This window comes from Arthrobacter ginkgonis, from assembly GCF_039540195.1.
Lineage (GTDB): Bacteria > Actinomycetota > Actinomycetes > Actinomycetales > Micrococcaceae > Zafaria > Zafaria ginkgonis.
In genome coordinates this window covers 162,073-187,845 of sequence record NZ_BAABEO010000017.1, presented here as the reverse complement: position 1 = coordinate 187,845, position 25,773 = coordinate 162,073, and the positions used below count along the sequence as shown (strand labels likewise).

Annotated in this window: 24 protein-coding genes; 13 read left to right on the top strand and 11 right to left on the bottom strand. The window is 69.2% G+C overall.

Going from position 1 to position 25,773, the window contains the following annotated elements; all coding sequences use genetic code 11:
- Positions 1 to 7: 7 nt before the first annotated feature.
- From ABD912_RS12785 to ABD912_RS12765, 5 genes are read right to left on the bottom strand one after another with little or no spacing between them, the layout of a single operon-like run.
- Positions 8 to 904: an NAD(P)-dependent oxidoreductase gene (locus ABD912_RS12785; protein ID WP_345151275.1), complete on the bottom strand. Its 897-nt coding sequence runs from the start codon at positions 902 to 904 to the stop codon at positions 8 to 10.
- Complete coding sequence (gene pcaC, locus ABD912_RS12780) at positions 897 to 1,340, bottom strand: 4-carboxymuconolactone decarboxylase (protein WP_345151274.1); 444 nt, start codon at positions 1,338 to 1,340, stop codon at positions 897 to 899. Before pcaC ends, ABD912_RS12785 begins: the two co-directional genes overlap by 8 nt.
- Before the next feature lie 2 nt (positions 1,341 to 1,342).
- On the bottom strand, positions 1,343 to 1,747 hold the full coding sequence (locus ABD912_RS12775) for a cupin domain-containing protein (RefSeq protein WP_345151272.1): 405 nt from the start codon (positions 1,745 to 1,747) through the stop codon (positions 1,343 to 1,345).
- Entirely contained in the window at positions 1,744 to 2,733 is a 990-nt protein-coding gene (locus ABD912_RS12770) for an NAD(P)-dependent oxidoreductase (protein ID WP_345151270.1), read from the bottom strand. The genes ABD912_RS12775 and ABD912_RS12770 overlap by 4 nt, the downstream gene beginning before the upstream one ends.
- Complete coding sequence (locus ABD912_RS12765; RefSeq protein WP_345151268.1) at positions 2,730 to 3,590, bottom strand: N-acyl homoserine lactonase family protein; 861 nt, start codon at positions 3,588 to 3,590, stop codon at positions 2,730 to 2,732. The genes ABD912_RS12770 and ABD912_RS12765 overlap by 4 nt, the downstream gene beginning before the upstream one ends.
- Before the next feature lie 287 nt (positions 3,591 to 3,877).
- Here ABD912_RS12765 and ABD912_RS12760 point away from each other — a divergent pair, with 287 nt between their 5' ends.
- From ABD912_RS12760 to ABD912_RS12725, 8 genes are all read left to right on the top strand, one after another.
- Positions 3,878 to 5,131, top strand: coding sequence for an acyl-CoA dehydrogenase family protein (locus ABD912_RS12760; RefSeq protein ID WP_345151266.1), 1,254 nt, complete (start codon positions 3,878 to 3,880; stop codon positions 5,129 to 5,131).
- Between the two features lie 15 nt (positions 5,132 to 5,146).
- A complete protein-coding gene (locus ABD912_RS12755) occupies positions 5,147 to 6,154 on the top strand; it encodes an alpha/beta hydrolase (RefSeq protein WP_345151264.1) in 1,008 nt (335 codons plus the stop codon).
- A gap of 308 nt (positions 6,155 to 6,462) precedes the next feature.
- A complete protein-coding gene (locus ABD912_RS12750; RefSeq protein ID WP_345151262.1) occupies positions 6,463 to 7,623 on the top strand; it encodes an MBL fold metallo-hydrolase in 1,161 nt (386 codons plus the stop codon).
- Positions 7,624 to 7,885: 262 nt separating this feature from the next.
- Complete coding sequence (locus ABD912_RS12745; protein WP_345151260.1) at positions 7,886 to 9,457, top strand: sugar ABC transporter ATP-binding protein; 1,572 nt, start codon at positions 7,886 to 7,888, stop codon at positions 9,455 to 9,457.
- Positions 9,447 to 10,442 (top strand): ABC transporter permease, encoded by a 996-nt coding sequence (locus tag ABD912_RS12740; protein WP_345151258.1) that lies wholly within the window; start codon positions 9,447 to 9,449, stop codon positions 10,440 to 10,442. The genes ABD912_RS12745 and ABD912_RS12740 overlap by 11 nt, the downstream gene beginning before the upstream one ends.
- Positions 10,439 to 11,467: an ABC transporter permease gene (locus ABD912_RS12735; protein WP_345151257.1), complete on the top strand. Its 1,029-nt coding sequence runs from the start codon at positions 10,439 to 10,441 to the stop codon at positions 11,465 to 11,467. The genes ABD912_RS12740 and ABD912_RS12735 overlap by 4 nt, the downstream gene beginning before the upstream one ends.
- A 92-nt stretch (positions 11,468 to 11,559) precedes the next feature.
- Entirely contained in the window at positions 11,560 to 12,846 is a 1,287-nt protein-coding gene (locus ABD912_RS12730) for a substrate-binding domain-containing protein (protein ID WP_345151255.1), read from the top strand.
- Between the two features lie 139 nt (positions 12,847 to 12,985).
- Positions 12,986 to 13,714, top strand: coding sequence for an SDR family NAD(P)-dependent oxidoreductase (locus tag ABD912_RS12725; protein WP_345151253.1), 729 nt, complete (start codon positions 12,986 to 12,988; stop codon positions 13,712 to 13,714).
- 36 nt (positions 13,715 to 13,750) lie between these two features.
- Here ABD912_RS12725 and ABD912_RS12720 read toward each other — a convergent pair whose 3' ends face one another.
- A complete protein-coding gene (locus ABD912_RS12720) occupies positions 13,751 to 14,908 on the bottom strand; it encodes an iron-containing alcohol dehydrogenase (protein ID WP_345151251.1) in 1,158 nt (385 codons plus the stop codon).
- Between the two features lie 153 nt (positions 14,909 to 15,061).
- On the opposite strand from ABD912_RS12720, the gene ABD912_RS12715 reads away from it, so the two are divergent.
- Complete coding sequence (locus ABD912_RS12715) at positions 15,062 to 16,048, top strand: AraC-like ligand-binding domain-containing protein (RefSeq protein ID WP_345151249.1); 987 nt, start codon at positions 15,062 to 15,064, stop codon at positions 16,046 to 16,048.
- A 54-nt stretch (positions 16,049 to 16,102) separates the two neighbouring features.
- Here the strand turns inward: ABD912_RS12715 and ABD912_RS12710 are convergent, their stop codons facing one another.
- The 5 genes from ABD912_RS12710 to ABD912_RS12690 form a co-directional block, all read right to left on the bottom strand.
- The gene (locus tag ABD912_RS12710) at positions 16,103 to 17,029 is read right to left on the bottom strand and encodes a dioxygenase family protein (protein ID WP_345151247.1); all 927 of its coding nucleotides are present in this window, start codon (positions 17,027 to 17,029) and stop codon (positions 16,103 to 16,105) included.
- Entirely contained in the window at positions 17,026 to 18,123 is a 1,098-nt protein-coding gene (locus ABD912_RS12705; RefSeq protein WP_345151245.1) for a maleylacetate reductase, read from the bottom strand. Before ABD912_RS12705 ends, ABD912_RS12710 begins: the two co-directional genes overlap by 4 nt.
- A complete protein-coding gene (locus ABD912_RS12700; RefSeq protein ID WP_345151243.1) occupies positions 18,120 to 19,922 on the bottom strand; it encodes an FAD-dependent oxidoreductase in 1,803 nt (600 codons plus the stop codon). The genes ABD912_RS12705 and ABD912_RS12700 overlap by 4 nt, the downstream gene beginning before the upstream one ends.
- Positions 19,923 to 20,145: 223 nt before the next feature.
- Complete coding sequence (locus ABD912_RS12695; protein WP_345151240.1) at positions 20,146 to 21,108, bottom strand: helix-turn-helix domain-containing protein; 963 nt, start codon at positions 21,106 to 21,108, stop codon at positions 20,146 to 20,148.
- On the bottom strand, positions 21,105 to 22,016 hold the full coding sequence (locus ABD912_RS12690; RefSeq protein ID WP_345151238.1) for a LysR family transcriptional regulator: 912 nt from the start codon (positions 22,014 to 22,016) through the stop codon (positions 21,105 to 21,107). Before ABD912_RS12690 ends, ABD912_RS12695 begins: the two co-directional genes overlap by 4 nt.
- Before the next feature lie 146 nt (positions 22,017 to 22,162).
- Between ABD912_RS12690 and ABD912_RS12685 the strand changes: the two genes are divergently transcribed.
- The 4 genes from ABD912_RS12685 to ABD912_RS12670 are packed head-to-tail and all read left to right on the top strand — an operon-like array spanning position 22,163 to position 25,754.
- Positions 22,163 to 23,008, top strand: a complete 846-nt coding sequence (locus tag ABD912_RS12685; RefSeq protein ID WP_345151236.1) for an ABC transporter permease — start codon at positions 22,163 to 22,165, stop codon at positions 23,006 to 23,008.
- Positions 23,005 to 23,808 (top strand): ABC transporter permease, encoded by an 804-nt coding sequence (locus tag ABD912_RS12680; protein WP_345151234.1) that lies wholly within the window; start codon positions 23,005 to 23,007, stop codon positions 23,806 to 23,808. The genes ABD912_RS12685 and ABD912_RS12680 overlap by 4 nt, the downstream gene beginning before the upstream one ends.
- Before the next feature lie 2 nt (positions 23,809 to 23,810).
- Entirely contained in the window at positions 23,811 to 24,650 is an 840-nt protein-coding gene (locus ABD912_RS12675; RefSeq protein ID WP_345151233.1) for an ABC transporter ATP-binding protein, read from the top strand.
- Between the two features lie 24 nt (positions 24,651 to 24,674).
- The gene (locus ABD912_RS12670; protein WP_345151232.1) at positions 24,675 to 25,754 is read left to right on the top strand and encodes an MBL fold metallo-hydrolase; all 1,080 of its coding nucleotides are present in this window, start codon (positions 24,675 to 24,677) and stop codon (positions 25,752 to 25,754) included.
- Positions 25,755 to 25,773 lie beyond the last annotated feature (19 nt).

Sequence of the window (25,773 nt, the reverse complement as noted above, 5' to 3'; positions counted from 1 at the left end):
TGATTCGCTAGCCGGCCCGGGTGGCGGCAGCCGCCCAGCGGGCGATTTCGGTATGGTCGGCGGCGGGCGGCAGGGCCTCGGCCGCGTGCTCCCACAGGGCCACCGCCTGCTCGCCCAGCCGGCTGGAAAGGCCCAGCTGCCGGGCCAGTCCGGTGGCGATCTTCATGTCCTTGAGCATCAGGCGCAGCCCGAACCCGGAGTCGAAGGTCTCCGGCAGGATGAAGTTGGGGTACTTGTTGTCGGTGGAGCCGCTGCGCCCACTGGAGGTGTTGATCAGCTCAACCATCACCGCCGGGTCCAGGCCGAAGCGCTCGCCGGCCAGGATGCCCTCCGCCGTCGCCAGCAGGTGCGTGGCCGAGAGCAGGTTGTTGATGGCCTTGATCGCGTGGCCGGATCCCACGTTGCCGGCGCGGCGGGCCGATCCCAGCTGCGCCAGCAGCGGCCGGGCCCGCTCCACGGCCGCCTCCTCGCCGCCCACCATGATGGTCAGCGTGCCGTTTTCGGCCCCCTTGACGCCGCCGGAGACCGGTGCGTCGATCAGGGTCACGGAGGCTGCGGCCAGTTCGCCGGCCAGCTTCCGGGTGGAGAGGGGGTCCGAGGAGCTCATGTCGATCACGGTGGTCCCCGGCGCCAGGGCCGCCGTGACGGCGGGCTCGGCAAGGACGGCCTCGACGACGGCTGAGCTGGGCAGCATGAGGATGACGACGCCGGCGCCGCGGGCGGCCTCGGCGGCACTGCCGGCGGTGGTGCCGCCCGCCTCGGTGAGCCGGTCCCGGGCCGCGGGGTCCAGGTCGAAACCGGTCACCGGGTAGCCGGCGGCGGCCAGCCGGGCGGACATGGGCGAGCCCATGTTGCCCAGGCCGATGAACGCGACGGCGGGCAGGTCTGCCTTGGGATCAGTCATTGCCCTTGAACTCCTTGATGACCTGCTCGGCCACGCGGAAGGACTCCAGCGCGGCGGGCACGCCGACATAGATGGCGGTCTGGAGCAGGACCTCCTGGATCTCCTCCTCGGTGACGCCGTTGGTCAGCGCCCCACGGACATGGACGCCGAGTTCGTGGCTGCGGTTCAGGGCGGTGAGCATGGCCAGGTTGAGCATGCTGCGGGTGGCCCGGGGCAGGCCCGGGCGGGTCCAGACCTCGCCCCAGCAGTACTCGGTGACCAGCTCCTGCACCGGGCGGGCGAATTCGCTGACCTGGCTGAGGGACTTGTCCACGTGCGCGTGCCCGAGCACCTCGCGGCGGACCTGCAGGCCCTCTTCGTAGCTTTGGAGGTGCGTCTTCCCGGCGTTCAGGGTGTGGGCGGTCGTGTTCTCGCTGGTGGTGTTGCCGCTGGTCATGGTTACTGGCCTTCCTGCGCCGCGGGGGCGGCTGCGGAGTGTTCGTCGGCGACTTCCTCGGCCCACCGGGTGGTTCCGAGCGAGATGGCCGTATGCGTCATGAAGGAGTCCGGTGCCGCGCCGTGCCAGTGCCGCTCGCCCGGCGGGCACCAGACGGTGTCCCCGGCCCGCAGGACGCGCACGCCGTCGGCCCCGGTGCAGACCAGGCCCCGGCCGGCGAGGACCTGGAGGATCTGGCCGTGTTCGTGTTCGTGCCAGTGGGTGCGCGCGCCGGGGGAGAAGTTGACGGTGTTGATGGTCACGCCGTCGGTGGAGGGCATCGTCAGGTAGTTGTGGACGGTGCCGGTGAACTTCGAGCCGGTCTTGCCGGCGGTGCCGGCCTGCTCCGTGCCGTGGATGAGCCTCATGCCTGGTTCCTGTCCGTCGTGTTCGCGCCTGCCGTGTCCGTTGTGTCGGGGGCGCCGTCGTGGAGCCGGACGCCGCCTGAGAGGTCGCCGATGGCGTCCACCACGGTGTTGCTGATCTCCTCGGCGTAGCCCAGCTGCTTGGCCAAGCCGAACGAGGCCAGGGGGGCGGAGGAGTTGGGGCTGGCCACGCCCAGAGAGGCGGCCAGGTCCACGTAGGCCAGCACGTCCTTGAGCATCAGCGAGTTGGTCAGTCCGCCCTTGAGGTAGTCGCCGCGGATGATCTTGGGGAACCGGTTCAGGGTGGCGAAGTTGACCCCGGAGCTGTTGTTGAGCACCTCCAGCAGCACCTCCAGGTCCAGCCCCGCCTTGCGGCCGGCCACCATGACCTCGGCGGTGGCGGAGAGGGAGATCGCGTTCAGGAAGTTGTTCAGCAGCTTGGCGGTGTGGCCGGCCCCGACGCCGCCGCAGTGGAAGATGTGCTCGGAGAACGCGTCCAGGATCGGGCGCACCTGCTCCAGCACCGCCGGGTCGCCGCCGACCATCAGGGTCAGCGTGCCTTTTTCCGCCGCGGCCGCGCCGCCGGAGATGCCGGCGTCGATCAGGGTCATTCCTTTGGCCTTCAGCTTCCCGTGGAGGCCGATGGTGGAGGCCGGCGCGGAGGTGCTCAAATCCACCAGGACCTGTCCGGGCCGGGCGTGGGCCAGGATGCCGTCCTCGCCCAGCACCACCGCCTCGACGATCCTGCTTTCGGGCAGGGACAGCAGCACGACGTCGGAAGCGGCCACGACCTCGGCCACGGAGGGGGCGGCCGTGGCTCCGGCCGCTTCGATGCTCTCGGGGCGGGCGTCGTAACCGAGCACCGGCCGGCCGGCATCCACCAGGCGGCGGGCCATGCGCCCGCCCATGTTCCCCAGGCCGATGAAGCCGGTCCGGAGCCCGGCCTGCGGTGGGGCCGGACGGTCATCGCTGAGCGTGCTGTGGGTCATGGGGTTTCCTTCTCCTTCGGTGCCGTGTGCTGGGGCTGCGCCGTGGGCCGGGGCAGGCGGCCGATCGAAGCCGCGATGCCGGCGAGGTCGCCGTCGTACTGTTCGTGCCTGGCCAGGACCGCCGGGTCGTGCCCGGGGACCAGGATGGCGCCGCGCTCGGCCACCAGGCGCTTCATTTCGTCGAAGCCGGCGTACATGGCCTCCAGGTCCGCCACCACCAGGAACGGCATGTCCCGCTCGAGTTCCTCGTAGTAGTGCGTGGCGTCGGAGGCAAGCAGCACCGTGCCCGCACTGGTCTTGACGGTGAGGATGGCCTGGCCGGGGGAGTGCCCGCCGAGCTGGATCATTTCCAGGCCCGGGGCGAGCCGTTCCTCGCCGGCGTGGAACCGGATCCGCCCCTGCTCGTAGACGGTGCGCAGGTGCTCGATCTCCGTGTCCTCCACCGAGTGGTGGTACTGCAGCCGCCGGGCGTAGGGGCCGGTCCAGAAGTCGAACTCGGTCTTGGGCACGATCACCGTCGAGTTCGGGAACAGGTCCACGTTGCCGGCGTGGTCGTAGTGCGCGTGCGTCAGGACCAGCGTGGCCTCGTCCGGGTCGATGCCCAGTTTCCGCAGCGCCTCGCCGGGGTGGATCAGGTGGCCGCGGTTCCGGTTCTCCCCGCCGAGCGTGCTGTAGCCGGTGTCGATGACGAACGTGCGCCGGGCGTTGCGGACGATCCAGAAGTAGTAGTCCATGCCGATCGGGCCGTCCGGCTCCCCGTACAGGTGGTAGTTCAGGTACACCTGGCTGCGCATCGTCTGCCGCGATGCGTAGCGGACGATGATGACCTCGTATTCATCATCCACAGTGGTGGTCAAAGCGGTTCCTCCGTCTGCTGTTCCGCGGGGCGGCCGGTTCCTGGCTCCGCACGGCTGGCTTCTTGTCTTCTCGTACGACAATAACGATCATGGGCTTGGTTTGCTAGAAGTTCGCCCCAAGTACTTCGAAAATCCCCGGAAAGCCATGAAAATATTGACAGGCAAATTTTTGAGTGATTGTCTGACGAGCATAAATGTGGCAGGTGTCACGCGGGGGAGGGATTGGCGCCCCGCGGCGCCGCGGCGCTTCAAAAGGCGCAGGGACCCCAAGCACAAAGGAGAATCAATTGACTGCGGTAGCTTCTGAATCAAAGCCGGGACCGGCGTCCCAGCCGTCGGCGGTGACCCCGGCGGACCTGATCGCCGCCGCCGTCGCCATGCGCCCCGAGCTCATCGAACGCCAGGCGGAGGTGGAGGCGACGACCTACTTCGCCGCGGACACCCACCAAAAGTTCCTTGATTCCCGGCTGTACGACATGTACGTGCCGAAAATGTACGGCGGCCTGGAAGTGGAGGTGCCCACCTTCATGAGGGTGGCCCTGGAGCTGGCCCGCGGCTGCATGAGCACTGCCTGGTGCTTCTCCCTCTCCGCCAACCATGCGCTGCAGGTGGCGTCGTGGTTTCCCCGCCAGGTGCAGGACCAGGTCTTCGCCAACCGCGACTTCCGTGCCGCCTCGGTGTCCGCGCCGACCGTCCGGGCCGAAAAGGTCGAGGGCGGATACGTGCTCAACGGCGAGGTGGCCTACTGCTCCGGCATTCCCTACGCCACCTACTACCTCGGCCAGACCATGGTGGCGGACCCCGACGGCGGCGAGCCGCGGATGGGGATGTTCCTCGCCCCGCGCGACCAGTTCGAGCGGTTGGACGACTGGGGCGACACGCTGGGGCTCAAGGGCAGCGGCTCGCACAGCATCCGGTTCACCAACGGCTTCGTTCCCGCGGAGTTCGTCATGGAGGACATCAACATGGTGGACATCCCGGTCGAGGGCGGCACCGTCGGTTCCGAGCTGCACGGCAACGGCATGTATTCGGGCAGGGGCCTGTCCATCTTCACCATGACCCTGGCCGCCATTGCGATCGGCGGCGGGTACAACGCCCTGGACGAGTTCGAGGACCAGATGCGGACCCGCAAGACGCCGCTGCCTCCGGTGGTCTCCCGGATGCAGGACCCGGACTACCAGCGCTTCTACGGCGCGGCGCTGACCAAGCTCGCCACCGCCGAGGCAGCCCTGATGAACGTGGCGCAGCAGCACATGGACCTGTGCCGGGCCAACGTGGCCGGCGAACGCCCCTACACCTTCGTCGACGACTTCAGGCTGGCCGGAATCGCCCGCGAGCTGGTCGTGCAGGTCTGGGAGACCGTGGAAAAGGACCTGTTCCGCAACATCGGATCCAGCGCGGCCAGGAACGGCGAGCGCTTCGAACGCGTCTTCCGCGACATGGCGCAGGCGGCCGGGCACCGGAACACCCTGCTGCGGGAGCAGTCCTACCGCACCCTGGCCCAGCTGACCCTGGGCCTGGCCCCGGCCACCCAGCACTAGGAAAGGACGGCGGACATGGCCTTCAGCGCCCCACACCTGGCGGAAACCTCAAGGACCGTCACCTCCAAGCGGGGATTCTTCTGGATCCCCGGCGACACCATCCAAACGGCCTACGGCACGGTGCCCCGCGGCCCGCTGTACGTGGCCTGGGAAAGCCCGGAGGAAGTCACCCGGCCGTACCCGCTGGTCCTGATCCACGGCGGCGGAGGCCAGGGCACCGACTGGCTGGGGACCCCCGACGGACGCCCGGGATGGGCAGCGGAGTTCGTCGAGGCCGGCTTCGCGGTCTACGTGGTGGACCGCCCCGGGCACGGACGTTCCCCGCACCACCCCGAGGTCCTGGGGCCGGTGTCCCCTCCGTTCCCCTTCGAGGTGGCCCAGCCGCTCTTCGCCCCGGCGGACGGCGGGGATCGCCAGACCCAGTGGCCGTGGGGCAGGGGCATCGAGGATCCCGAGATGGCCCAGTTGTACGCGGGCATGAGCTTCTTCATGGCGGACCTGGCCGAGTCCCAGGAACTCGACGGCCTCCGGCTCGGCAAGCTCCTGGACAGGATCGGGCCCGCGGTGGTTGTCAGCCATTCGGCCGGCAGCCCGGCCGGCTGGCTGCTGGCCAACCAGCGGCCCGGCATGGTCAAGGGCATCGTTGCGGTGGAACCCATGGGACCGCCCTTCGCGGAGTTCCCGGGCCTGGGCCCGATCACCTACGGACTGACCTACGCCCCGGTGGCTACGGAGCCCGCGCTCGCGGATCCGTCCCAGCTGCGCGCGGACCCGGCGTCGTTCACCATTTCGGGCCTGGCCGGAACCCCGGTGCAGGTGGTCACCGGCGGGGCGTCGCCGAACGCCGCGCACGGGCCGGACACGGTCGCGTTCCTGCGGGCGGTCGGCGCGGACGCCGAACTGCTGCACCTGCCGGACCGCGGCATCGAAGGAAACGGCCACGCGCTGATCCTGGAACGGAACTCCTCCGAGGCGGTCCGGCCGGTCATCGAGTGGATCGCCCAACTACAAAACGCCACCTGAGGGACCTGAAGGACAAGGTCGCGGTGGTCACCGGTGCCGCAGCGCAACCGGCCGGCCGGCGGCCGGGTTGGGGGAACAGGGCGTCGGTCTGGTGCTTGCGGTGGTCGGCGAATCCGCCTTGGCCACAGTCATAGGCCGGATGATGGCGCGGTCTTCGTCTGCTGCCGAATGCTCCGGGCATCAACGGCATCCTGTCCCGGGCGAGCCGGGTCTCGGCCCCAGCGGATGCGCAGGTAAGCACGCCCCACGCCACCCGTTATCCCTGTCCATCCAGCCGCATCAACCATCCAGCTAAGGAGAGTACATTCATGGCTAATTCACTTGGAAGCAAAGGGCCGGCCGGCCTGTCTCGGCGGCTGCTGCTTGGCGGCGCCGCTGCGTCCGTTGGCCTGGCCTCGGCGGCGGCAGCTGCGCAGGCGGCGCCAGCACCTGCGGGCCTGAAAAAACCCCGTAGCAGGACGCACGTGGTCTTGCTGGGCACGGCCGGCGGACCGGCCATCAACCCCCGGTCCGACCGCGAGGGCATCGCCTCGGCTCTGGTGGTAGGTGACCGCTACTATCTGGTTGACGCCGGCCACGGCGTCACCAAGCAGCTCAGCCGCGCCAAACTGGGCGGATGGGACAAGCCCGGGTCCGGCCCCTTGGACAGCCTGCGCGCCGTGTTTCTGACCCACCTTCACTCGGACCATGTGACCGACCTGTCGGACCTCTTCTCGCCCGGACTGTTCAGCGGTCTCGGCGCCGCCGATCTGCCGATCAAGCTCTACGGGCCGGGCAACCGAGGTCAGCTGCCGCCTGTATTCGGATCCGGAGCGGCTCCCGAAGTGGTTGCCCCTGACAATCCCACGCCCGGCACCGTGGAGATGTGGGAGAGCCTGGTCAGGGCCTTCGCAATGGATTTCAACGACAGGGCCCGGGACAACCGCCAGCCGACGCCTGGCCAGACGGTGGAAGCCCACGACATTGAGTTGCCGCCCCATCTGACCGCCGATCCGAACGGCAATCCGCATCCTGAGATGGACCCGGTGTTCGTCTATGAGGACGATCGGGTCCGTGTATCGGCCATCCTGGTCCAGCATGCCCCGGTCTTCCCGGCCTTCGCCTACAGGTTCGACACCGAGGATGGCTCGGCGGTCTTCTCCGGCGACACCGGCCCGTCCGACAACCTGGTGAAACTCGCCCAAGGTGCGGACGTACTGGTCCATGAGGCCCTGTCCCGGCAGTTCTTGGAGGAGGTGTATCCCGAGCCCCGCTCCGCGGTTCAGGAAGCGGTCCTGCAGCATCTGCTCGGTGCCCACACCACCATCGAAGACGTCGGGCCGCTGGCAGAGCGCGCCGGTGCGAAGACCCTGGTACTCAACCATTTGGTGCCGGCCCACGGGCCGGACCAGCAGTGGAAACGGGCGCGGAACGGCTACTCCGGCACGCTCGTGGTGGGACGCGACCTGGACGTCATCAACGTGGGCTGAGCTTCCGGCGGGAGACGGCACCTCCCTTGCCTCCGCGAAGGGCTTCGGGAAATAGGCGGCCGCAAGACGGATTTCGGCCAGCCTGCCGGCAGGCTGCGATGACAGCCTTCGGAAACGACCATTCCAGCCGGAGGGGGCCACGGTCGGGGGCCGAGGGTGGCCAAATCGCAGCAGGCCCGTATCGACGTGGCCCACGCCACACTATAAGCTTCGTATGACGACAATATTGTATGACGATAAAGATTACCGATGGGGGAATCACATGACTGTGGCTGAATTTCACTCAGCACCCGGACCCCGCCCAAGCGCCGCTGCGCCCCTTGTCCTGCACGCCAGGAACCTCGCCAAGAGCTTCGGCCCCACCGTCGCCCTGCGCGAGGCCGGCTTCGAGCTGCGCGCCGGGGAGATCCACGCCCTGGTGGGGGAGAACGGGTCCGGCAAGAGCACGCTGGTCAAGATCCTCAGCGGCGTGCACCACCCGGACCGCGGCGTGATCGAGGCGGGCGGCCGGCCGATGGTCCTGGCGACGCCGCGGACCGCGCAGGCCAACGGCATCGTCACCGTGTTCCAGGAGGTCCTGGTCATTGAGAACCAGTCGGTGCTGGACAACCTGTGGCTCGGCACGGACCGCTTCTTCCGGGCGGGGGTTCCCGAGAAGCAGCGCCGCCAGCGCGCCCAGGAGTGCCTGTCCGAACTGCTGGAACATCCCCCGGCGCTGGATGCGCGGATGGAGGACCTGGAGCTGAGCGACCGGCAGGCCTGCGGCATCGCCAGGGCCCTGCTGCGCGGGCCGCGGGTGCTGATCCTGGACGAGGCCACGTCGGCGCTGGACTTCGAAACGCGCACCCGGCTGTTCCGGATGGTCACCCGGCTTGCCGGCGAGGGCATGGCGGTGGTGCTGATCACCCACCGGATGGACGAGATCGACGAGATCGGCGACCGCATCACCGTGATGCGCTCCGGGGAAACCGTGGCGACCCTGGAGAAAAGCGCGTGGGACCAGCAGGAAATCGTCCGGCTGATGACCGGTGCCGAGCACCTGATCCAGCCCGTGGCGCGCGCCCGGAGGACGGCGGACCCGGAACGGCAGCCGGTCGTCCTGAAGGTGGAGGACGTGCGCCTTGCCCCGGAGCGCGCCCCCATCAACGTCGCCTTCCGGAAGGGCGAAATCGTGGGGCTGGCCGGGCTTGAGGGCCACGGCCAGGACCGGTTCCTGAAGCTGCTCCACGGCCGGCATCCCGGCGGCGTGAGCCGCGTCGACGGGAACGGGAGTGTTGCGCTGAAGAACCCCGGCCATGCCCAGGACCTCGGCATCTCCTACGTGGCCAGGGACCGCCGCAGCGAATCCATCTTTCCCTGGATGTCCATCCTGGAGAACTTCGCCCTGGCCACCATCGCCAAGGACTCCGCCCGGGGCCGGTATTCGCCGGCCAAGAGCGAGTCCCGCCTGGCCAAGTTCACGGGGCAGCTGAACATCAAGCTGGGACGGCCCAGCGACGCGATCACCACGCTCAGTGGAGGCAACCAGCAGAAGGTCATCATCGCCCGCTGGCTCGCGGCCGATCCCTCCATCCTGCTGCTGAACGACCCCACCCGGGGCATCGACGTCAACGCCAAGCGCGACCTCTACCGGCTGCTGGGCGAGCTGGCCGGGCAGGGACTCACCGTCGTCATGCTCTCCACCGAGGTGGATGAGCACGTGGAGCTGATGGACCGGGTGCTGGTGTTCCGCGAGAACGAGCTGTTCACCGAGATCCGCAGCGACCGGCTCTCGCCCGAAACCCTGGTAGGAGCATTTTTCGGCGCGAAAGTGGAGGAAGACATTGACAACTAGCGCAACGACCCTGAAGGCCCCGCCGCAGCCGGCACGGCGGTGGCAGGGGGTGGGAAGCTTCTTCCGCAGGTACAGCTACGCCTTCTCCCTGCTCCTGGCGGCGCTGTTCCTGGCGATCAACCTGGCGATCCAGCCGAACTTCGGGCTCACGGACCAGCTGGCGTCCTTCGCGCCGCTGGCGATCGCCGCGATGGCCAGCGTCCCCTCGATCGTCAGCGGCCGCGGCGGGCTGGACATGTCCATCAGCCCGGTCATGACCCTGTGCAGCATCCTTTTCGCCGTCTGGCTCACCCCGCTTGGCCTGGGCGGCGTGGCCGCCCTGCCCATCCTCATCGTTGTGGGTGCGGCGGTCGGCGTGGTCAACGGGCTCCTGATCGTGCTGCTGCGGCTCCAGCCGATCGTGGTGACGCTGTCCATGTTCTTCGTCATCAGCGGCGTGAACCTCAAGCTCGCCCCCATGCCGGTCAGCACCGGACCCACCTGGCTGGGGAACCTGGCCGGCAGCGTCGGCTTCATCCCCGGCGGCCTGATCAGCATCCTGATCCCCGTGGCGATCTGGGTGGCCCTGACCCGCACCGCCTACGGCAGGACCCTGTACGCGGTGGGCGGCAACGACACCACCGCCTTCACCGCCGGAGTCAACGTCAACACCATCCGGGTCAGCGCCTACGCCCTCGGCGGTGCCTTCGCCGCCGTCGGCGGCCTGGCCCTGACCGGGCTGGTCAGCTCGGCCGTGGCCAGCACCAGCACCTCCTACACCCTGATCGCCATCGCGGCGGTGGCGCTCGGCGGCACCGCGCTGGGCGGCGGACGGGGCGGCCTGCTGGGAGCCCTGATCGGGGCGGCAGCCATCTACCTCCTGCAGAGCCTTCTGGGCGTGCTGCAGGTGTCCCAGATCTGGCTCCAGGTGATCTACGGAATCCTGCTCCTGGTCGCCGTCGTCTTCGGAGCCGTGCTGGCTTCGGCTCCAAAGGAGAAGCAATGACCACCACCATCTCGCCCTCACGCAAAACCAACGAGGCCGTCCGGCCCGCCAAGCAGCCCCTGCGGGACCGCTTGGTCCGGCTCCAGCGGCGGATCCCGATCGTGCAGCTGGCCCTGCTGGTCCTGGTCTGCGCCTATGGCCTGGCCACCCTGCCGGGATTCGGCAGCTGGATGAGCATCAAGTCCATCCTGATCCTGGGCGCACTGGTCGGCATGGCGGCCCTGGGCCAATCGATCGTGGTCCTGATCGGGGGCATCGACCTCGGCGTCGCCGGCTACATCGTGGCCGGCGCCCTGATGGTCACCCAGTTCGCCACCCTGAACAACGTGCCTTTCGGCGTGGCCTTCCTGCTGGCCACGGCCGGCGCGGCCGTGCTCGGCGGAACCGTCGGCTACCTGTGCCACCGCTTCAGGATCCACTCGATCATCGTCACCTTTGCGATGGGCTCGGTGGCCCTCGGCCTGGCGCAGCTGCAGGTGGCCGGCGCCTACGGCGGCGGCGCGCCGGTCTGGCTGACCCAGATGACCTCTCCCGTCATGGGCACCCTGGGCCTGCCCATCCCGCCCCTGGTGCTCGTGTGGGCCGTCGTCATCGTCCTGGCGGCGCTGTTCCTGCACCGGACCGCCGCCGGGCGGCGCCTGCTGGCGACCGGCGCCAATCCCCGGGCGGCGGAACTGGTGCACATCAGGACGCGTCGGGTCTGGGTCCTCGCCTTCGCCTTCAGCGCCGTCGCCTCCGTCGTCGCCGGCGTCTTCCTGGCCGGGTTTGCGGGCAACGTGGACGTCACGATGGGCAACCCGTACCTCTTCGAGAGCCTCGCCGCGGTGATCATCGGCGGCACCGTCTTCGGCGGACCCGGCGACTACTCGCGCACCGTGGTCGGGGTCCTGCTGCTGACCGTCCTGACCACCGTCCTCGTGGGGCAGGGCCTGACCGGGGCGGACAAGCAGATCCTCTACGGACTGATCATCCTGGCCGCCATGGCCGTGTACGGCCGGGAGCGCCGGCTGCGCGACCAGGTCTGACCCCGCGGTCCCCATATTCCAGCACTTCTCACCACTCGCCCGGCACCGCATCGCGGCCGCGCCGGTCAACACCACAAAGAAAGAAGGGCACCATGCCTGAAGCCAGCAACACCGCCAGCCCCGCGCGCCGCCATGGCCGCCTGGCCGTCACCGCGCTGTCCCTGCCGCTGGTCCTGATGTTCAGCGCCTGCACCCCGCCCCCCGCCACCTCCGCCGGGCAGTCCGCCGCGGCCGCCCCCGCGGCGGACCTGGGCAGCTGCGGCACCGTCCCCGAGTTCGACGTCAAGGACGTGGACGGGGCGGTGGCGGCCCTCCCCGCGGAGATCCGGGCCGGCTACGCCAGCTACCCCGAGGAGGTCTACGCCAGCCCGTGGAAGGACCTGCCCAAGGCCGACGGCCCGATCAAGGTGGGCCTGTCCTACCTGCCTATCGCCAACCCCTTCGGCAAGTCGGTGCTGGACCAGCTCGAGGCCAGCTTCGCCGAAGCCAAGGCCCAAGGACTGGTGGAAGGCGAGCTGGTCAAGCGGATCATGCCCGATCCGGCCACCATGACGCCCGCCGAGCAGATCCGCGGCTACCAGGAGCTGGTCCGCGAGGGCGTGGACGTCATCCTGACCACCCCGCTCTCCGGCGCGGCCATGGTGGACGCCGTCAACGAGGCCGGCGAACAGGGCATCGTCACCGTCTCCCTGTCGGGCACCATTCCCTCCAAGTACGCCGTCAACATCCTGGACAACACCTACCTCAACGTCGCCAAGCCCACCGCCGAGGTCGCCAAGCAGCTGGGCGGCACGGGCGACGTCCTGGTGGTCCGCGGAGTGCCGGGACTGACCACCGACGAGTACGGATACAACGCCCAAAAGGCGGTCCTCGAGCAGTGCCCCAACATCAACGTGGTCGGCGAGGTGGTCGGCAACTACATTCCCGCGGTGGCCAAGTCCGCCGTGCTGCAGTTCCTGACCAGCCACCCCGCCGACGTCGACGCCGTCCTGCAGATCGGCGTCATGGGCTCCGGGGCCTTCGCGGCCTTCGAACAGACCGGGCGCCAGGTCCCGAAGATCACCGACAGCGGGGCCTCGGCCGGCTCGCTGGCCTACTGGAAGAAGTACATGGCGGAGCAGGGCTACGAATCCGCCGGCACCGGCGGAAACGGCACCCAGCAGGCCAAGGCGATGTTCGAGGTCGCGATGCGCACGCTGCAGGGTCAGGGGCTCACCGTCGGCACCATCACGCGCACGCCGTCGATGATCAGCAACGAAAACATCGACCAGTACCTGCCGGCGGGGTCCGACGCCACCTCCCCGGAGGAGGTCCTGGACGGCGAGTCGTGGATGGAGTCCGCGTACCTGGACAACTTCTTCACCGCCACCCAGAAGTAGCGGCGGACCAAGCAGCAGCGGACACGGCGGCGGTGGGACCCTTGGGGGCGCCACCGCCGCCTGATCCTTCACCCAACGACGACGGCTGGGGCGCAGCGTGCAACGGCACGCCGCGCCCGGTCCTGAAAGGCGAGGACAGATGCGTTTGGAAAACAAGATTGCGCTGGTCACCGGGGCGGCCTCCGGGATCGGCAACGCCACCGTCCGCCGGTTCGTGGCCGAGGGCGCCCGGGTCATCGCCGTGGACCTGGACCGGGAGCGGACCGCGGAGGCGCTGGCGGACGTGGAGAACGCCACCGTAGCCGCCGCCGACGTCACCCGCAGCGCCGAGGTGGACCTGGCCTTCAAGGCGGCGGAGCACCTCCATGGGCGGGTGGACGTGCTGGTCAATGCCGCCGGCATCCCGGGAACCGCCGCGGACATCGAGGACATCACCGACGCCGACTTCGCCCGGGTGGTCGAGGTGAACCTCTACGGCAGCTTCTACGCCCTGCGTGCGGCGGCCCGGCTGATGCGCCGCACCGGCGGCGGATCGATCATCAACATCTCCAGCGTCGGGGCACTGGCCAACTTCCCGCTGCCGGCTCCCTATCCGGCCTCCAAGGCGGCGGTGCTGGGCATGACCCGTGCGACGGCGTCGCTGCTGGCCAAGGACAACATCCGCGTCAACGCCGTCGCCCCCGGCGCCACCGACACCCCGATGCTGCCGCAGGAGCCGGCGCTGCGCGCCGCCGTCGTCGGTCTCGGCGTGCTGGGCCGGGCGGCCTCGGCCGAGGAGATGGCCAACACCGTCCTGTTCCTGGCCAGCGACGAGGCGGCGTTCTTCACCGGACAGACCCTCTCGCCAAACGGAGGCTACGTGATGTGAGCAGGGGCCGAGGAGCGGAGTCTCTGGTAGCGGGGCCTAGCTGGCGATTCCCTCCAGCCGCCGGCTCAGGTCCGCGGTGCTCAGGAGGGTCTCCTTGACCGGACGGAAGGCATCGCGCAGGATCCGGGAGGCCGCGCGCCGGTCCATTCTGCGGGGATGGGATGCGGGCCGGGTGGCGGCCACGGCGGCGATGGCCTCCGCCGCATGCCACTTCCCAAGCCCGAGCTGGGTGAAGGAGTGCGGTGCCCCAATGTCTTCGTAGAGCCGGTTCAGGCTGGCCACGGCGAAGCCGGACTCCAGCGCCGCAGGCCAGGCATCGTCCGGCATCCCGAGCGCCACCGCAATCCGCTCCGCCGCGGACGGCGCGGCAGGGGTGCTGAAGCCGAGCACGTGGGGCAGCATGACCGCGTGGACCTGGTCAAGCGGCAGGTCGAACCGGCTGCTGAGGGTGGTGCAGACGCCGTGCAGCAGGCCCGTTCCCGCGGTCGCCCGCACGGTGCCTGCCAGATGCGCACCGTAGAGCAGCTTCTCGCGGCTGGAGATACGCAGGTCCCGGAGGCCGGCGGCGATGCTGCGGATCCCTTCCTCCGCGAGCAGCGTGGTGACAGGGTTGGCTCCCGGGGCCCAGAAGGCCTCGATGCACTGTGACAGGTTCCGGAGCCCGGCATGGAGCACCTGCTCCCGCGGCAGGTCCCCGACCAGGTGCGCGTCGTAGACCACGGCCTTCGGCAGGGCGCCCGGTCCGGCTGCCCCGTCCATGCCCTCGCCGGCGGGGACCGGGACCATTTCCGTTCCCGAGTAGTCCGTGGGCACGGCGACCAGGGGGAGGCCGGCCGCCTGCGCGGCGAGCCTGGCCAGCTGGATGACCTCGCCGGAGCCGACCGCCACCAGCGAATCGGCGCCGAGCCCGATCGCGGCCCCACGGGCCGTCGCGGACGCGTCCGCGGCGAAGCGTTGCCGCTCCACGGGGTGGATCCCGGCTACCACGCTGCCGAGACCCGCCGTCAGGTGGCGGGCCAGATGCACATCCCCGTGTTCCGTGATGACCATCATGCGTTGAAGTCCCAGAGAACCAGCCGTCTGCTGCAGCGCTCCGCCCGCATTGCCGGTGGCGAAGGTCGTGCGGAGAGACGGTGGCTGGTAGCTGAACATCATGGTGTGGGTTTCCTCCATTGGGCCCGCGAGATGCTGCATGTTGTCCCCAAAATTCGTTCACTGCCGCCCCTGTGGCGCCTTAACAAACGGTAGTGGTGATGGCCGTCACACGCATTGCGGTAATGTGCCGATCGGTATCGGATTTATGCAGCACTGTCCGGGTTGCGCTGCCACACCACGGGGGAACTTGACATGCAGAATGAGATGGAAGCCGATAACCCGGCCGCCGTCGTCCACCACTCGGCCAGCAGTTCCGGCGCGTGGCGCAGCCTGGTCACCGGAATCGTTGGCGGTTTTGCGGTGGACGCCGTCCGGCCCGGGAAGTTCCGCGGGGAACTGCGACGGTTCACCCATGAAGGGGTGGACTTCCTTCACATTGCCACCGGTTCCCACCTGGCGCGGAGGGACGAGGCCCAGGTGGCCGCCGAGCCGCGGTCGGACCTGTTCCTCAACCTGCAACTGGAGGGCAGTTGCAGGATGACCCAGAACGGCCGGACCGAGGAGCTCCAGGCCGGGGACTTCATGCTGTGCGACGCCGCCCGGCCGGGCGAAGTGCTCGCGGAGGCCAACCACCGCAGCCTGAGCCTGCGCTTCCCCCGCGAACTGCTCGGCATTCCCCAGGGCTACCTGGAGCAGATCACGGCGGTGCGCATCCAAGCGGACACGGGGCTGGCCCCTGCCGTGGGTGCCTTCCTGCTCAACCTCCACCGCACCATCCCTGACATTGGGCTGCAGGGCCGCCGGGCGGCGGTGCGCCATCTCCTGGGCCTGGCGGGCGCCATGGTGCAAACCCAGCTGGAAACCACGGGAACCAGGCCACAGCTGGATCCGCAGCAGGCGCTGCTGGAGCGGATCGACGGCTACATCGAGAAGCATCTGTCCGACCCGGCGCTGGATGCCAGCTCGATTGCTGCCGCCCATTTCATTTCCTACCGCCGGTTGCATTCCCTCTACGAAGGGACGGGGAACACGGTTGCCGCATCGATCCGTGCCCGCAGGCTGGAACGGTGCCGGCAGGACCTGGCGGACCCCTTCCTGGCGGCGATCCCGGTGGCCGCCATCGCCGGCCGGTGGGGCTTCGGCAGTGCCTCGCACTTCAGCCAGGTTTTCCGCGGTGCCACCGGGCAGACGCCGGCCGAGTACCGGCAGCTCCAGTTGGGGACGCGGATGAGCGCCTGAGGTTGACGGCGGCGGCCGGCCGCCGCCGCCGTCAACCGAGTGCGGCCGAAGCGGTCAGGAACCCGTGTTCGCGGGGGCGAGGACGATGTCGAAGCGGGTGCGGGCCCAGTCTTGGCCGGCGAGGTCGCGTCCGTCCGGGGTGGGGGTGCCGGCGGGCTGGGGGTGGAAGTCCTTGATGAGGGAGTCCTTGACCCCGAACACGGAATCGCCGATTTCCAGCTGCGGGTCGCCGGTGACGAAGATGTGGGTGACCAGGGTGCGCAGTCCCGGTGCGGTGACCATGAAGTGAAGGTGCGAGGCCCGGACCGGGGAGCGTCCGACGGAGGCGAGCATCGCGCCGACGGGACCGTCGTGCGGGATCGGGTACGGGGTCGGGGTCAGGCCCCAGAAGCTGTAGGTGCCCTGGGCGTCGGCGAACAGGTGGGCACGTCCCGCGACGCGCCCGTCGGTGTACTGGGCGTCGTAGAAGCCGTCGTCGTCGGCCTCCCAGACCTCGATCCGGGCGTTCGGCACGGGGCGGCCGTCGATGTCGGTGACGGTGCCCTCGACCCAGCAGGGCTGGCCGGTGGCGCTGCCGGCGATGTCCCCGCCGATCGGGATCTCGGGGGCGTCCTCGGCGAAGAAGGGCCCGAACACGGTGGCCTCGGTCGCGTCGGCGTGGGCCTCGTTGTTCACGGCCACGGTCATCATGGAGGCTCCGAGCACGTCCGAGAGCAGGATGAACTCCTGGCGCTTGTCGTCGGTGAGGTGCCCGGCGGCGGTGAGGAACCCGATCGCGGTCTCCCATTCGGCCTCGGTCAGGCGGACCTCGCGGATGAACGCGTGCAGGTGCCGGGTCAGGGCCTGCATGAGCTGCTTCAGGCGCGGGTCGGCGCAGTTGTCGAAGGAGGCCAGCACGGTGGCGGTGAGGGTTTCCTCGACGGTGCGCTGCTGCGGGCTGACGCCGTTGATGGTGGTGCCGGCGGGGGTGGTCTCGTTCATCGCTGGGCTCCTTGAAGGGCCGTTTCGGTCAGGGTGGCGGGGTCCGCGCCGGTGAGCGCGGCGGCAAGCAGGGCGGTCAGGTTGTCCGCCGTGACCGGGCGGGGGTTGGTGGCGGGGATGGCGGGCAGGGCGACGGCGACGGCCTCGGCGATGTTCTCTTCGGTGAACCCGTAGTCGGCCAGTGCGCGCGGGGCGTCGAGCGTGGCGCGCAGGTCCTGGAGTCCCTGCAGGGCGGTGCCGCTGCCGAACGCGGCGGCGATGCGGGCCTCGGCCTGGGGGGCGTGCGGGGCGTTGAAGGCGAGCACGTAGGGCAGGACGGTGGCGTGGGTTTGGGCGTGGGGCAGGTTGAAGGTGCCTCCGAGCACGTGGCAGATCTTGTGGTGCATCCCGGACCCGGCGGAGGCGAAGGCGACGGCGGCCAGGTACGCCCCGTAGAGCGCCTGTTCCCGGCCCTCCGGCCCGGCCGGGTCCTGCTTGACCAGCGGCAGGCCCTGGGCCAGGGCCCGGATGCCCTCGGCGGCCAGGGCGGCGTTGATGGGGTCCGTGCGCGGTCCCCAGAGGGAGTCGACGCAGTGGGCCAGCCCGTTCAGCCCGGAGGCGACGGACAGCTCCACGGGCAGGGTGAGGGTCAGCTCGGCGTCGTAGATGACGGTGGCGGGCAGGACCTTGTCGTCGATCCCGGTGGTTTTGCGGGCGGCCTCGGTCAGGCCCCAGACGTTGGTGGCCTCGGACCCCGCGTAGGTGGTGGGCACGGCGAGGATCGGGGTTCCGGTGGTCATCGCCACCGCCTTCGCCAGCCCCGTCGTCGAGCCCCCGCCCACGCAGACGATCAGGTCGATCCCGGCGTCGGTGGCCGCGGTCCGGGCGCGCTCGGCGACCTCGACCGGCACGTGCATGACGACGTCGTGGTGCTCCAGCGCGACCTCGATCCGGGAGGCGACCTGCCGGGCCATGGGGAGTTCGAACTCGGAGGCGATCAGCATCACCTTCCAGGCGCCGAGCCGGGAGACTTCCGCGGCCAGGTGCTCCGCGGCCCTCCCGCTGCCGAACAGCACCCGCTGCCCCAACGTCACATGCTCAAAAGCCAGGCTCATGCGTGGTCCTCCCGGTTCAGGATGGCGGAGACGGCCCCGCGCAGCGCGGCCTCGGGGTCGGCGGGCAGGCTGTGGGAGCGCCAGCCGACGTGCTTGTCGGGACGGACCAGGACGGCGCCGTCCTCGGCCACTTCGCGCAGGCGTTCCCAGTCGAAGTAGAGGTCGGTGACGTCTCGGCCGGGGCCGATGACCACGGCGGCGACCTCCACGCCGAGCTGGTCGGAGACCTTGCGGGCCGCGGTGTCCCAGTCCTCGCCGGTGGACCCGGTCAGCAGGGTGAAGCGGCCGTACGGGGCCAGGTCGTGGGTGGAAACCTTGGAGCGGGCGTTTCCGACCCACGCGTGCGGCAGCCGGCCGCCGGGGTGCGTGGTGGGCTCGTAGTACAGGTCGGTATCCCGCGCCGGGGCCGGGCGGGAGGTGCCGTCGCCGGCGACCGCCGAGGACTCGTAGTGCTGTCCCAGTTCGACGCCGTGCGCATTGAACTCGTAGTTCTTCAGTTCCATGGCTTCCTTGATCGCGGCACGCTTGGCCGCGCCCTCCGGGGTCGCGTCCTTCCGGGACTCGATGAGGGCGTGCATTTCCTCGGCGCTCTTCGCCTTGTCGATGCCCAGGGCCTCGAACAGCTTTCCGAATTCGCGGCCTGACCGGTTGGCGCGGGTGACGATCTGCCTGGCCACCGGCGCCCGCTCGGCGGAGTAGGTCTCCAGCAGCTGCTCCCCGGCCTGCCCGTTGAGGACCGCCGCGATCTTCCAGGCCAGGTTGTAGGAGTCCTGGATGGAGGTGTTGGAGCCGAGCCCGTTCGACGGCGGATGCTTGTGGGTGGCGTCGCCGGCACAGAAGACCCGCCCGGACTGCATCCGGGTGGCGAACTGCTCGTTGTTGCCCCACAGGGAGGTGCCGGTGATCTCCACCTCGAGGTCCGGGACGCCGATCAGGTTCCGGACGATCTGCGTGGCGGATTCCTCGGTGACGGTCGGCGGTTCGTCGTTGATGTCGAAGCCCCAGACGATCAGCCATTCGTTCCACGGGCGGACCATGCGCACCAGGCCGGCCCCGATGCCGCCGATGTTCGAGCCCGGCTGCACCACCCAGTAGAGGACGGACGGGCGGTGCCCCACGAGTTCGGCGATGTCCGCCTTGAAGGTGATGTTCATCGAGCCGGCGATGTCCATCCGGCCCTCGTAGGGCAGGTCGATGTCGGCAGCGACCTTTGAGCGGGCTCCGTCGGCGCCGATGAGGTACTTGGCCCGGATCGTGTATTCGGTGCCGGTCAGCCGGTTCAGGACCCGGACGTCCACGCCCTGGGCGTCCTGGGTGTGGGAGAGGTACTCGGTGGAGAACTGGGTCTGGGTGCCGCGCTGGGTGGCGTTGCGGACCAGGATCGGTTCCAGGTAGGTCTGCGGGATGTCGCAGTTCATCGATGGCGAGGCGAGTTCGTAGTCGGCGTGGCGGGCCGGGTGGTTGCCCCAGCTCAGGATCCGGCCGATCTCGTCACCGGCGATCGAGGTGCAGAACACGGTGTCGCCGATCAGCTCGTGCGGGGTGGCCTCGGCCAGCACCTGGTCCTCGATGCCCAGGTCGCGGAAGATCTCCATGGTCCGCTGGTTGGTGATGTGGGCCCGGGGCGTGTTCGCGGTCCAGCGGTACTTCGTGATCATGATGTTCGGCACTCCCAGCGAGGACAGGAAGAGGGCCGCCGAGGACCCGGCGGGGCCGGAACCGACGATCAGGACATCCGTCTCGACGACGGCCGAGTCCGGGGTGCGGGTCTCCGCGACCCCGTCATTGAAAACCACCATGTTTGTACTCCGTATCTTGCAGCCGGGCGGTGCCGGACGACTTGCCTCGAGTGTGGCAAGTCACAGTGGTGGCCGGTGGCTGCTGTGCGGATTGCGGCGGAAAGGGGCAAGGCGGTGGCGCTTTCAGGCAAGCGGGCCGTGTGGCCGGCCTCGTGCCCGGTTTGTCCGCTGGAGTCCGGAAAGGGTGGCGTGAGGCGCGGGGGTGCCGGCGCGGACGGTTCGATCAGCGTGAGGTGTTGGTGCGCCGGTCTTCGGCCGGGGAGATCCCGAAGCGTTCCTTGTAGGTGCGGGAGAAGTGCGGTGGCGAAGCGAAGCCGAGCCGGCCGGCGATCTCCGCCAAGGGAGAAGCCGCGGCCGGATCGGTGATCCGGCGGCGCGCCTCGTCCAGGCGGGCCGCCAGGATGGCCTGCGGGACGCTGGTTCCGGACGCGGAGAAGATCCGGGAGAGCTGGCGTTCGGAGACGCCGACGGCCGCGGCGATGCGACGCGCCGCCAGTTGCGGGTCGCCGAGGTTGCGGTCAATGAAGGCGCGCGCGGCGGCGAGGTGGCCCGCCGGACCGGAATCCTCGCCCAGCAACTGCCTTACCAACGCCAGGCCGGACTCCTCCAGGGCATCCCAGTCGGTCGCTTGGCCGGCCATGGCCCTGCCCAGGAAGCCGACCAGTGCCCCGGCAGGCGCGCTGCCGGATTGGTGGTCGGCAAAGGAAAAGGTCAGGGGTTTGGAGAGGCCGGAGCGACCGGTGACCTCGCTCAACGTGCGGCGCGGAACCTTGAGCGCCAGTTCGCGCAGGCCGTGGGAGAAGCCGCGCAGGAACGGCTGGTCGGCGTCGACCAGGATCGCCTGGCCGGGCCGCAGCGTTTCGCAGCCGCCACGGTGGTAGAAGAAGCACTCGCCCTCCAGGGCGAAATAGGCGACCACGGCCTCGGCTGGGCTCTCGGCGATGTTCCGGGCGGTGCGTTCAACCAGGTGCGGGTTGCCCGCAACCTGGGCGAGCTGCAGGCGCGGCAGGTGCAGGTTCAGCTCGGTGGCTTCCAGCGGGTCGCCGGTGAGCGTGCGGGCCTCCAGCCCCACCAGGGCACGGGCGTTGTGCTCCTCCCAGAGTTGGATCCGGTGGGCGCCGGGCAGTCCGGCGGTGGAGAACCGCGTGAGCGCGTGCGGGCGCATACCGGCTGTGGCCTGCGTCATAGTTTTCCAGTGTACGTCTCCCGGGTGACGGCGAGAAACCGTTCCAGGACCGGCGAGGGCGGCATGTGGCGGGACCAGACCATGGCCGCATGCAGCGGCGGGACCTGCTGCACGGGCCTGCGGACCTGCACCCTGGGGCCGGCGACGTCGGCGACGGAGCGCGGCATCAGGCTCAGGCCCATGTCCGCGGCGATCAGCGGTACGGCCGTCTGCAGTGTCGAGACGTACCGCACGGATCCCGGACGCGTCCCGGTTTCCCGCCAGACGGCCTCGGCGATCTCGACCAGCCCGGGAAATCCGGGGGCGGGCAGGGGCAGTAGCCATGTCTGCCCGGCCAACGCCGAGAGATCCAGGGGATCCGGAAGGTCAGGCAGGCTCGGCGGCAGGACCGCCAGCAGTGGCATTTCCGCAACGAGCTCGATGGCGAGCCCAGGGTGTGCGGCGGCCAGCAGTCCCGTGTCGGACGTGGCAACGAAGCCAACATCGGCGCTGCCATCAGCCACCTGGGCGAGCACCTCGGACGGTACCGGATCGGACAGCTCCACCTCCACCCCGGGCGCCGTATCTGCGAACGCCTGAAGCAGCGGCGGTAGGTGCGACCAGCCGAAGGTCGGCACCGAGGCGATGTGGAGGCTCCCGGCCAGGCCTTGGCCCATGGCCGAGAGCCGCTCCTCCAGCCGTCGGCTCCATTGGAGCAGGTGCTCGCCCTGTTCCATCAGCAGGCGGCCGGCCTCCGTCGGCGACACCCCTTGCGCGTGCCGGACCAGCAGCTGGACGCCGAGCTGTTTCTCCAGTTGCAGCACCGACTGGCTCAGCGGCGGCTGGGTCATGTGCAGGACGCCGGCGGCTCGGGAGAACGAGCCCTCGGCCGCCACGGTCAGGAAGTACTCAAGCTGGCGAAGATTCATAGTCGCAAATTATATGGGGTGGGGAGGAAATTGATATTTGTCCTCTGGCTTGCCCTGTCCGAGGCTTGTGGGAGTGATCGACGACACAGAGGAGGGACCGTGAAGTCCGTAGTGATGATGCTGCCGGCACCCGAAGCGGGCCGGAAATGACGACGGCCCAACTGGACGCCCGCAACGGTAGCGGCCGCAGGTCCGTGCCGCGGCGCGGCCTTGCCGCCGGGCGGACCGGCAGGGCGGTCCTTGGCGCCTCGGCGGTCGCCGCGGTCCTGCTGGTCTGGGAGGCGCTCTCCCGCACCGGAGCGGTTCCGTCCGGCTCCATTCCGCCGGCCACCGCGGTCCTGGCCGAATTGGGACGCCAGCTGGGCTTGGCCGAATTCTGGCTGGCTGTCTGGAACACGATGTCGGTGGCGATGATCGGCCTGCTCCTGATCGTGCTGATCGCTTCACCGCTGGCCCTGCTGATCGGGCTGGTGCGCCCGGCGCAGGAATCCACCTGGTTCGTGATGGAGTTCCTCAAACCCATCCCGCCGGTGGCCCTGATCCCGCTCGGGCTGCTGCTGTGGGGCCCGTCGCCGGGCATGAAACTGTTCCTGATCGTGATGGGGGCCATCTGGCCGCTGCTGACCCAGCTCATTTACGGGCTCAAGGAAGTCAACGGCGTCAGCGCGGACATGGCCCGCAGCTACCGACTGGGCTGGTGGCTGACCACCAGCCGGCTGCTGGTTCCCTCCATCCTGCCGTTCGCGCTGACCGGAATGCGCATCTCGGCCTCCATCGCCCTCGTCATCGCCGTGGTGGCAGAGATGGTCGGAGGTGCCGCCGGCCTGGGCCAGAGCATCGTAGTGGCACAGTCCGCCGGAGCGCTTGCCGAGATGTATGCCCTGATTCTTGCGGCAGGCCTGCTGGGCCTGCTCGTCAATGCCGGGTTCCGCGGCGCGCAGCAGCCGCTGCTGTTCTGGCACCCGTCCATCCGCCAGAAAGGAAACCTGTGAGCTCCATCCGAGCCTCCCGACGGCGCGGCGCAGCCAAGCTCTTCCTGCTGCGTGCCTGGCTGCCCGTCAGCCTGGTAGCCCTGTGGTGGATTGCTTCGGCGTCCAGCACCTCGCTGTACTTCCCGCCGCTGCAGACCATCGTCGAAACACTCCGGCAGGACTGGCTCGGCCCGGGATTCCTCCAGCACATGGTGCCCAGCATGGGCAAGTTCCTGGCCGGATTCCTCATTGCCTCGGCCCTGGGTGTGGGACTGGGAGTGTGCATCGGCATGTACCCAGCCCTGCGGGCGGGCGCCGAGCCCATCATCCAGTTCCTGCGCTCGCTGCCACCGCCGGTGCTGCTGCCGATCGGGCTGCTGCTCTTCGGCATCGGCCCGTCCATGAATATTGCGATCATCGCCTTCGGTGCCATCTGGCCGACGCTGCTGAACACCATCGACGGCGTGCGCTCACTGGATCCGCAGCTGACCGAGATGACCCGTTCCTACCGGCTCACCCGGGCCCAGAAGGTTCGCTGCGTCATCCTGCCCAACGCCGGGCCGCAGATCTTCGCCGGACTCCGCACCACCTTGCAGCTGTCCATCATCCTGATCGTCGTCTCGGAGATGGTCGCCTCCACCCACGGCATCGGCTACTACGTGCTGAATTCCCAGCAGACCTTCGCCGTGCCCCAGACCTGGGCCGGGACCCTGCTGCTGGGGATGCTCGGCTACCTCGCCAACCTACTTTTCATCCGTCTGGAGCGGTACGTCCTGCGTTGGCAGACCGGCCTGCTCGCCACCACAGGAAGCGGTGCATGAGAATGACCGAGACCCATTCCCCGAATCCATTGCACGCCGGGCGATCGGCGAGCGCCGACGTCGTCCCCGCGGAAGTCCTGTTGCAGCTGCAGGACCTGCGGAAGAGCTACGGTGCCGCGCAGATCCTGGCCGGCGTCGACTTCGAGATCCGCAGGGGCGAGTTCGTCTGCGTGGTCGGGCCTTCCGGGTCGGGCAAGACCACGCTGCTCAAGTGCATGGCCGGGCTGCTGGAGCCCTCCGGCGGGCAGACCGTCTTCGAGGGCGCGCCGGTGACCGAACCGCCGGCGAGGCTCGCCGTCGTTTTCCAGGACTACAGCCGCTCACTGCTGCCGTGGATGACCATCCGGGGCAACGTGGAGCTGCCCATGAGAAACAAGTTCCCCAAGCCGGAGCGCCCGGCCCGCATCGAGTCGGTGCTCGAGGCGGTGGGGCTGGCGGGCAAGGGAAACCTCTACCCCTGGCAGATGTCGGGCGGCATGCAGCAGCGCGCCGCCATCGCCCGCGGCCTGGCCTATCAGCCGGACGTGCTGCTGATGGACGAGCCGTTCGCCGCCGTCGATGCCCAAACCCGGATCGAGCTGGAGGACCTGGTCCTGCGTGTCCGCCAGGAGTTCGACACCACCGTCGTGTTCGTCACCCACGACATAGACGAGGCGGTCTACCTGGGCGACCGGGTCGTCGTGCTCTCCGGGGCACCCACAACGGTCACCCGCAACATCGCAGTCGACCTTCCCCATCCCCGCAACCAGCGCGACACCAAGCTGCTGCCGGAGTACGCGCGACTGCGCGCCGAGGTGTTCGAGCTGATCCAGTCCGCCAAGTCCCACGCCACCATCCGCTAAGCCCCACTCGAAAAGGACCAGAGCATGACTAGCAAATACCTGCCGCTGGACGCGGCCGAAGCCGCCACGTACCGGACCCGCGTGACCCTCCTGGGCACGGCCGGAGGTCCGCCGTGGTGGGACGACTCGAACCGGGCCGGAATCTCCACCGCGATCACGGTCAACGACGCCGTCTACCTGATCGACTGCGGCGAGGGCTGGGGTCCGCAGTTCCGCAAGTCCGGCCTCGGCCCGGCAGGCTTCCAGAAGGGCCTGGACAACATGCGGGCGGTGTTCATCACCCACCACCATTCGGACCACATGGTGGACTACCCGAACCTCTTGCTGTTGGCCTGGCACAACGGCTCGGACGGGCTGCGGCAGCCGATCCAAATCCACGGCCCCGGCGACCGGGGCGCGCTGCCGCCGATCTTCGCCGAGGAGAATCGCGAGGACCTGCCGGAGGTGTTCCATCCCGAATCGCCGACCCCCGGCCTGGTGGAGTCCTCCCAGAAGCTGCTGCAGGCCTACGCCCTGGACATCAACGACCGGATGCGCGACAACGCCAAGCAGGACCCGCGCGAGATCTTCGAATTCCACGACATCGAGTTGCCCGCCGGCACCGGGGACGATCCGAACGGGAACCCCACCCCGACGATGGACCCCTTCGAGATCTACCGGGACGAGAACGTCCGCGTTACTGCCATCCTGGTGGACCACCGTCCGGTCTTCCCGGCCTTCGCGTTCCGCTTCGAGACGCCCGACGGCAGCATCGTGGTCTCCGGCGACACGGGGGTCTGCCAGAACCTCGTCACGATCTCGCAGGGCGCCGACATCCTGCTGCACGAGTGCATCGACATGGACTGGGTAAACGGGCTCCTGGGCCCGGACTCGCCCAAACCGGATCCCAACCTGATGCAGCACATGCTCGCCGCACACACGGCCATCGAGGAAGTCGGACCCCAGGCGGAAAGGGCCGGGGTCAACACCCTGGTGCTGACCCACCTCGTGCCGGGCTACACCCCGGAGGAGAAGTGGCGCAAGGCGCAGGTCGGCTTCTCCGGGAACCTCGTGATCGGCGAAGACCTCATGCACTTCGGCCTGGGGAACCCCGGGGCCCGATGAACACCTGGAAGCACGAAAT

Bases quoted from the DNA above. Each gene is read 5' to 3' on its own strand.
- ABD912_RS12785 (WP_345151275.1), bottom strand. From the start codon at position 904: ATGACTGATCCCAAGGCAGACCTGCCCGCCGTCGCGTTCATCGGCCTG.
- pcaC (WP_345151274.1), bottom strand. From the start codon at position 1,340: ATGACCAGCGGCAACACCACCAGCGAGAACACGACCGCCCACACCCTG.
- ABD912_RS12775 (WP_345151272.1), bottom strand. From the start codon at position 1,747: ATGAGGCTCATCCACGGCACGGAGCAGGCCGGCACCGCCGGCAAGACC.
- ABD912_RS12770 (WP_345151270.1), bottom strand. From the start codon at position 2,733: ATGACCCACAGCACGCTCAGCGATGACCGTCCGGCCCCACCGCAGGCC.
- ABD912_RS12755 (WP_345151264.1), top strand. From the start codon at position 5,147: ATGGCCTTCAGCGCCCCACACCTGGCGGAAACCTCAAGGACCGTCACC.
- ABD912_RS12750 (WP_345151262.1), top strand. From the start codon at position 6,463: ATGGCTAATTCACTTGGAAGCAAAGGGCCGGCCGGCCTGTCTCGGCGG.
- ABD912_RS12745 (WP_345151260.1), top strand. From the start codon at position 7,886: ATGACTGTGGCTGAATTTCACTCAGCACCCGGACCCCGCCCAAGCGCC.
- ABD912_RS12735 (WP_345151257.1), top strand. From the start codon at position 10,439: ATGACCACCACCATCTCGCCCTCACGCAAAACCAACGAGGCCGTCCGG.
- ABD912_RS12730 (WP_345151255.1), top strand. From the start codon at position 11,560: ATGCCTGAAGCCAGCAACACCGCCAGCCCCGCGCGCCGCCATGGCCGC.
- ABD912_RS12725 (WP_345151253.1), top strand. From the start codon at position 12,986: ATGCGTTTGGAAAACAAGATTGCGCTGGTCACCGGGGCGGCCTCCGGG.
- ABD912_RS12720 (WP_345151251.1), bottom strand. From the start codon at position 14,908: ATGCAGCATCTCGCGGGCCCAATGGAGGAAACCCACACCATGATGTTC.
- ABD912_RS12715 (WP_345151249.1), top strand. From the start codon at position 15,062: ATGCAGAATGAGATGGAAGCCGATAACCCGGCCGCCGTCGTCCACCAC.
- ABD912_RS12710 (WP_345151247.1), bottom strand. From the start codon at position 17,029: ATGAACGAGACCACCCCCGCCGGCACCACCATCAACGGCGTCAGCCCG.
- ABD912_RS12705 (WP_345151245.1), bottom strand. From the start codon at position 18,123: ATGAGCCTGGCTTTTGAGCATGTGACGTTGGGGCAGCGGGTGCTGTTC.
- ABD912_RS12700 (WP_345151243.1), bottom strand. From the start codon at position 19,922: ATGGTGGTTTTCAATGACGGGGTCGCGGAGACCCGCACCCCGGACTCG.
- ABD912_RS12695 (WP_345151240.1), bottom strand. From the start codon at position 21,108: ATGACGCAGGCCACAGCCGGTATGCGCCCGCACGCGCTCACGCGGTTC.
- ABD912_RS12690 (WP_345151238.1), bottom strand. From the start codon at position 22,016: ATGAATCTTCGCCAGCTTGAGTACTTCCTGACCGTGGCGGCCGAGGGC.
- ABD912_RS12685 (WP_345151236.1), top strand. From the start codon at position 22,163: ATGACGACGGCCCAACTGGACGCCCGCAACGGTAGCGGCCGCAGGTCC.
- ABD912_RS12675 (WP_345151233.1), top strand. From the start codon at position 23,811: ATGACCGAGACCCATTCCCCGAATCCATTGCACGCCGGGCGATCGGCG.
- ABD912_RS12670 (WP_345151232.1), top strand. From the start codon at position 24,675: ATGACTAGCAAATACCTGCCGCTGGACGCGGCCGAAGCCGCCACGTAC.